Source organism: Bacillus ectoiniformans, assembly GCF_016908875.1.
Lineage (GTDB): Bacteria > Bacillota > Bacilli > Bacillales > Domibacillaceae > Bacillus_BX > Bacillus_BX ectoiniformans.
In genome coordinates, this window is record NZ_JAFBES010000027.1 from 1 (window position 1) to 5,780 (window position 5,780).

Annotated in this window: 6 protein-coding genes and 1 pseudogene; 5 read left to right on the forward strand and 2 right to left on the reverse strand. The window is 39.0% G+C overall.

The window, feature by feature from the left end:
* Nucleotides 1–92: 92 nt before the first annotated feature.
* The 3 genes and pseudogenes from JOC78_RS17305 to JOC78_RS17315 form a co-directional block, all read left to right on the forward strand.
* Nucleotides 93–707: pseudogene (locus JOC78_RS17305) on the forward strand (DUF2935 domain-containing protein); the annotation flags it as partial.
* Between the two features lie 230 nt (nucleotides 708–937).
* Nucleotides 938–1,639: an N-acetylmuramoyl-L-alanine amidase CwlD gene (gene cwlD, locus JOC78_RS17310; RefSeq protein WP_204558582.1), complete on the forward strand. Its 702-nt coding sequence runs from the start codon at nucleotides 938–940 to the stop codon at nucleotides 1,637–1,639.
* Between the two features lie 96 nt (nucleotides 1,640–1,735).
* A complete protein-coding gene (locus tag JOC78_RS17315; RefSeq protein ID WP_204558584.1) occupies nucleotides 1,736–2,800 on the forward strand; it encodes a P-loop NTPase in 1,065 nt (354 codons plus the stop codon).
* A 65-nt stretch (nucleotides 2,801–2,865) separates the two neighbouring features.
* Here JOC78_RS17315 and gerD read toward each other — a convergent pair whose 3' ends face one another.
* Complete coding sequence (gene gerD / locus JOC78_RS17320) at nucleotides 2,866–3,477, reverse strand: spore germination lipoprotein GerD (protein WP_204558587.1); 612 nt, start codon at nucleotides 3,475–3,477, stop codon at nucleotides 2,866–2,868.
* A 147-nt stretch (nucleotides 3,478–3,624) separates the two neighbouring features.
* Between gerD and JOC78_RS17325 the strand changes: the two genes are divergently transcribed.
* Nucleotides 3,625–4,233 (forward strand): KinB-signaling pathway activation protein, encoded by a 609-nt coding sequence (locus tag JOC78_RS17325; RefSeq protein WP_204558589.1) that lies wholly within the window; start codon nucleotides 3,625–3,627, stop codon nucleotides 4,231–4,233.
* 70 nt (nucleotides 4,234–4,303) lie between these two features.
* Here the strand turns inward: JOC78_RS17325 and pdaB are convergent, their stop codons facing one another.
* Nucleotides 4,304–5,050: a polysaccharide deacetylase family sporulation protein PdaB gene (gene pdaB / locus JOC78_RS17330; protein ID WP_204558591.1), complete on the reverse strand. Its 747-nt coding sequence runs from the start codon at nucleotides 5,048–5,050 to the stop codon at nucleotides 4,304–4,306.
* 245 nt (nucleotides 5,051–5,295) lie between these two features.
* On the opposite strand from pdaB, the gene JOC78_RS17335 reads away from it, so the two are divergent.
* The gene (locus tag JOC78_RS17335; RefSeq protein ID WP_204558593.1) at nucleotides 5,296–5,517 is read left to right on the forward strand and encodes a hypothetical protein; all 222 of its coding nucleotides are present in this window, start codon (nucleotides 5,296–5,298) and stop codon (nucleotides 5,515–5,517) included.
* The last annotated feature ends 263 nt before the right edge of the window (nucleotides 5,518–5,780 follow it).

Consider the following 5,780-nt stretch of genomic DNA (forward strand, 5'->3'; position numbering starts at 1 on the left):
TTAAAGCCTCCCTATCTTTAAATGGCAAAAAACCCGTCAGGTTCAGGACAAAATGAGCTGTCAATTTCTGGTCATTATCAGGCGTCATTAACATTCAAGCTTTTAATACCGAGGTTTACCAAGCAGCGGTTGCCATATGGGGGTACAAACGAAAAGTGCTAGGTTTGACGCTGCGCTGTGAAATCCGTACAAATAATTTTCCTTTACTGGTAGACCATATTAGCAGAGAAGCCGCATACTTTGCTATCCGATTAAAAGAATTAAATGAAGGGAAGTTATCCCCGGCACAAGATGCAATCATTAAAGAAAATGTCTTTTTCTTAAGAATTATGGCGGATCACTCTAAATTTATCGGACATCTTTTAGATCCTTCTGAAAGGAAATTAGTTGAGCAAGCGAGAGAATTTAGCCATGATTTTGACCAGCTGCTTTTTCAAGCCATTGATTTAGATTCCATGAGACCGCAATCTGAGACGAAACCTCTACTAAGTCAATTTTTAGATCAAAATAAAGTGTCGGTTGTTTCGTTAAGGGATTTTAAGAAAACAGCAAGAGAGCTAATAGAAGCGTGCCGCATTAAGAGTAATATTCACCCTCTTCTCGCAGACCATACTTTTAGAGAAGCTGAGAGGTTCTTAGAAATCATAGATTTATTTGAAGCTAATCTAAATAGAAAACAAAGTGACAATAAAACTTTGGAAAGTTAGATTCCTCAAGGCATAGAATAAAGGAGTTGAACAAAACTTATTTTTACTTTACCAAAAAACAGAAAAAGTTAATGGTCCATTCTTGGTGATCACTCTAAGGAGTGTTTTTTTTGTTGGGATTTTGTTATTACATGCAATTCACACCGTTTTTTTCTCTTGAGTAAATGACATACATAATTCCTTTATATGCCCCATATTATGCAACAGGGACATATAAAGGTGGGGTTTAAATGGGTAAGTTGGTCAAGCTGGTATCGATATGTTTAAGCGGTATTATGTTGATAATTCTTTTTCAATATTCATTAGACGATAAAGAATCATGGAAGTCTTGGAATATGCCCCTTTCAGGCAAGGTGATTTATTTAGACCCAGGGCATGGCGGTGTGGATGGAGGTGCCGGGGATGAAGGCGGCCTGGAAAAAGACATTGCCTTAGCAGTTACAAGTAAGATCCGCGATTATCTGCAGGAGCAAGGGGCTATTGTTCTCATGACGAGAGAGGAAGATGTAGATCTGGCTGCGCGCGAAACGAAGGGTTATAGTGTCAGGAAAGCAGAAGACTTAAAAAAGCGGCTTCATTTAATCAATGATTCCGATGCTGATCTCTACCTAAGTATCCATTTGAATGCGATTCCTTCTCCAAGATGGAGGGGCGCTCAGACGTTTTTCTCCCCCAATCGGCCAGAGAATAAAGAAATCGCAAAAGCTATACAAGATGAAATTGTCTTAAATCTCGAAAATACGGATCGATTGGCCAAGCCTATTCAACACGTCTATTTATTAAAGTATGCGAATAAACCGGGTGCGCTTGTGGAAATTGGCTTCCTATCCAATCCGGAAGAAAAACGGGATTTAGTGTCTGAGGAATATCAAGACATGATGGCTGCCGCAATTTACAAAGGGATATTAAGGTATTTGGATGGATCAGAATAATCAGATATCACAAAGCGGCTCATCCTTCTTTTATTGTCTATATATGTTATACTAAAGTAGTCTGAAAACGAATACAAAAGAAGGATGGTGCAGCTTGTGGTAACTGAATCTCAGGTAGTAGAATTACTTAATCAAATGGAAGATCCCTTTTTACATAAAACATTGGAAGAAACGAATGGCATCATCGAGATCAGCATTAAAGAAGAAAAACGTCATGTGAGCGTTAAAGTGGCGATTGCACAAACAGGTACAGCGGAACAATTGCAGCTTCAAATGCAAATTGTCAATGCGCTTAAAGAAGCGGGAGCAGAAACAGTAGGCATTCGCTTTACTGAACTGCCAGAAGATGTGTTAGCCAAATTCCGTGGAGCGGATGCAGGCCAAGGAGATCAAGGGCTCTTGTCACCCGGAAATAAGACAACCTTTATTGCGATTGCCAGCGGTAAAGGCGGAGTGGGCAAGTCAACTGTCTCTGTCAACCTAGCTGTGGCTCTTGCTCGTTCTGGAAAAAAAGTTGGGCTCGTTGATGCTGATATTTATGGCTTTAGTGTACCGGATATGATGGGAATTACGAAGCGTCCAGTGGTTCGGGGAGAAAAGATTATGCCAGTGGAGCGCTTTGGGGTAAAGGTTATTTCCATGGGCTTCTTTGTCGATGATAATGCCCCTGTTATTTGGCGTGGGCCAATGCTTGGGAAAATGCTGAATAATTTCTTTGGAGAAGTGGAGTGGGGCGATCTGGATTACCTATTGCTTGATTTGCCTCCAGGAACAGGAGATGTCGCACTAGATGTACACTCCATGCTTCCGCATTGTAAAGAGATCATTGTTTCTACTCCGCATCCGACAGCAGCGTTTGTTGCTGCTCGTGCCGGCGCAATGGCTCTGCAAACAGATCACGAGGTCATTGGAGTCATTGAGAATATGGCTTATTTCGAGAGTAAAGCAACGGGTGAAAAAGAATACGTATTTGGCCGCGGCGGCGGAGATAAACTAGCAGAAGAATTGCGCACGGAAGTATTAGGTAGACTTCCATTGCAGCAGCCAGATTGGAATGAAGAAGATTTCGCTCCTTCTGTTTACGCTGAAGATCATAAGCTGGGCGTTATTTACAAAGATATTGCCGAAAAGGTAAACGATTTACTGAATGTAAATAAATAATACAAAAAGGATGAACCGGAGATCGTGCTGGTTCATCCTTTTTTTAAACGAATGGAAAATAAGGATTACATCTGTTCTCCTTCACCTTGTCCAGGCGGCTCATTTTCTTGTTCCTTTTTGTTTCCGCCTTGTTCTTGTTCATTAGCGGCTTTTAGAAGAATGCCTTCAATTTTAGCTTGGTAAATGGGGCTTTCAAATGTTTCAGTCATTACTTTCTGCAGATGTTCACGATAGGATTTGCTTTTCAAAAGGGTAGTGATATTCTTCTCGTATTCCGGGTCTTTCATGACATCCATCATCATCTTCTGATATTCTGGGTCTTTCATTAAATTCTTCAATAATTCCTCATGCTCTTTCTTCATGCTGGTGGCTACTGCCTTGGAGAATTTTGGGTCTTTAAAGGCTTCTTTCCAGAATTTCTGTCCTTTTTCAGACACTAATGTTTTCTCGATTGTTTCGGAAACAACAGACTGATCCATGATTAGCTGCTGTTTAACTTTTTCATCTTCCATCATTTCTTTTAAGGCTTTTTTTCCGTCATCTGTTTTTAATATGTCTACAACCATTTTTTTAGTGGCTTCATAATCCATTTGTGGACTACCGGATTCTGCGCCGCCTCCCCCGCAGGCTGTTAAGGAAAGAACGAGCAAGAGAAGCGGCAGAATAAATTTTTTCATGATGAAACTCCTTTCTGCCTATTTCTTATTGTTAATATGAGCCGGGAAGTTAAAAATATACGTTCACACAGCTTTACCTAGATTTTTTAAAAAGGGGTTGATACAATCAGAAGAGCATAAATTATATAGTTTTGGGGGACAAAAAAGGTGACCATCCGCAGTTGGGTAAAGTTTTTCGTGCATACATTAATAATTGGTGGGTTAGTATCGGGTATTCTAGGGTTTGTTATACGTTGGAATGAATTTTCTCCATTTTTCGCGAGCGGAGAATGGAAAGAAGTATTCTCCATATTCGCATGGCTGGTTGGAGTCGGCTTTACGTTTAGTGTAATTAGTCAAATGGGCTTCTTTGCCTATTTAACTGTTCATCAGTTTGGCTATAGAATGTTTCGGTCTTATTGGAATACATTTCAGCTTCTTATTATAGGCGTCGTCCTGTTTGATTTAGTGTATTTTCGTTTTCAGGCATTTGCTGGAGAAGGGGAGTCCATCACATCCTACTTGCTTCTATCACTTGTCCTTTTGGCCGCAGGATTGATTACGGCTTACTTTAAAGCGAGACAATCCAATAAGAGTGTGTTTATATCTGCTTTATTCTTTATGATTGTGATTACGGTGCTTGAGTGGCTGCCAGTCCTGCAGGCGAATGAGGAAAGCTGGCTTTATTTAATGCTTCTGACTTTATTGCCTTGCAATGCCTTTCAGCTTCTTGCTCTGCCTAAATATAACGAACGAGTAAAAGGATCAGTAAAATAGTGAAAAAACAGCAGCCGTTTATAGAGGCTGCTGTTTTTTTTATGGTGTCCTAGCGCGATTCGCTCTTGGTTTATGGCACAAGTTTTGTTTCAACCTGTCCGTTTTCGATTAACTCGGAAACAGTGACTAGTTTACTTGTACGGCTTAAGTGATCAATAACTGAAGGAAGAACTTGGTTGGTTTGGCGAGCGGAATCAGAAGCGTGCATTAAAATAATATCGCCTGGTTTTGACTTTTTTATTTCCGTAAGAATTTTTTCAGAGCCAGGGTTCTTCCAATCATGTGTATTAACACTCCAATGAACGAGGGTAAGTCCCATTTTCTCTGCTGTTTTTAAAACGGCTTGATTAAAGTGTCCCGTAGGTGTGCGGATAAGTTGAATGTTTTCAACTTGCAGCTTAGTAAACACTTCTTGGGCTTTTCGAATGTCCTTTTGCAATTCAGCTTCCGATAACGAGGTATAGTCTTGATAGTTATAGCCTAACAACCCGATTTCGTAGTTGTTTTTTTGAATTTTTTTAACTAGATCGGGATGCCTTTCCGCCCACGAACCAGAAAGAAAGAAAGTAGCCTTCGTTTTGTGGCGGTCTAACGTGTTAATAATGGTTTCTGCTTTTTCATCTCCCCAGCCAATATCGAATGTTAAGGCGATCCCATCTTCTCCTTTATACACGGCTTTTGGCGATCCCTCTGATGAAAACACAGGAATATTAATGGAGTTTTGGGTTAATAATAAAAGCGCTGTAAATAGAGAAACGGTAATGATTAATAAATATTGCTTTAACTTCTTTGCGTTTAAAATATAGAATGAACTCATATTTCCCCTCCGAATCAGGTTGTCTTATTTTATTTTTATGAGCTTAATCACAAATAATATGACAAACAATTCTATTCATCGAATAGCATATATGTATAGAGACAGGCAGCTGTTTGTGAAAATGCAGATCTTTCTTTTTTTAAAATCGCTAAATATTGGTTTTGAATAGCTCTTACGGTGCTAATAAAAGGATAGGACTATGCTGAATCACGGGCAGTGCTAATAAATAATAAATGGGTGATAAGATGCTGACACTTTTAATTAGTGAAGACGAAAAGCGGGAAATATATTATTTGTTAAAGAGAGAAATGGATGAGATCTTGTTTGACTTGGGAGATGCAAGAATTGATGACATGGTAAAGCATTCTATGAAAAAGAAGTATCAGCGTTTGTTTGATCTGTTTAAACGAGTGGCTCCAGCGGATGATTGCATGGAATATTTGGCTTTTCAGGAAAAGTTAATTTAATTTTAAATAATTGCTTGACGAAAATTTAAATAGGTGTTAAATTAATATCTGTCGTTAAGACGTCGAAGAGATTCGCAAGCAGCTTTAAAAAACATTTTATAAAAAAGTGTTGACACCAACATCCTATAAATGATATGATGATTGAGTCGCTGTTAAAGAGCGGATAACACATTGATCTTTGAAAACTGAACAAAATAAACGTCAACGTTTAAATGAAACAACCGACAATGCAAATTGTCAAAATGAGCAATCAAACATCTTTT

Coding starts and splice junctions, on each gene's coding strand:
- cwlD (WP_204558582.1), top strand. CDS start 938: ATGGGTAAGTTGGTCAAGCTGGTATCGATATGTTTAAGCGGTATTATG.
- gerD (WP_204558587.1), bottom strand. CDS start 3,477: ATGAAAAAATTTATTCTGCCGCTTCTCTTGCTCGTTCTTTCCTTAACA.
- pdaB (WP_204558591.1), bottom strand. CDS start 5,050: ATGAGTTCATTCTATATTTTAAACGCAAAGAAGTTAAAGCAATATTTA.
- JOC78_RS17335 (WP_204558593.1), top strand. CDS start 5,296: ATGCTGACACTTTTAATTAGTGAAGACGAAAAGCGGGAAATATATTAT.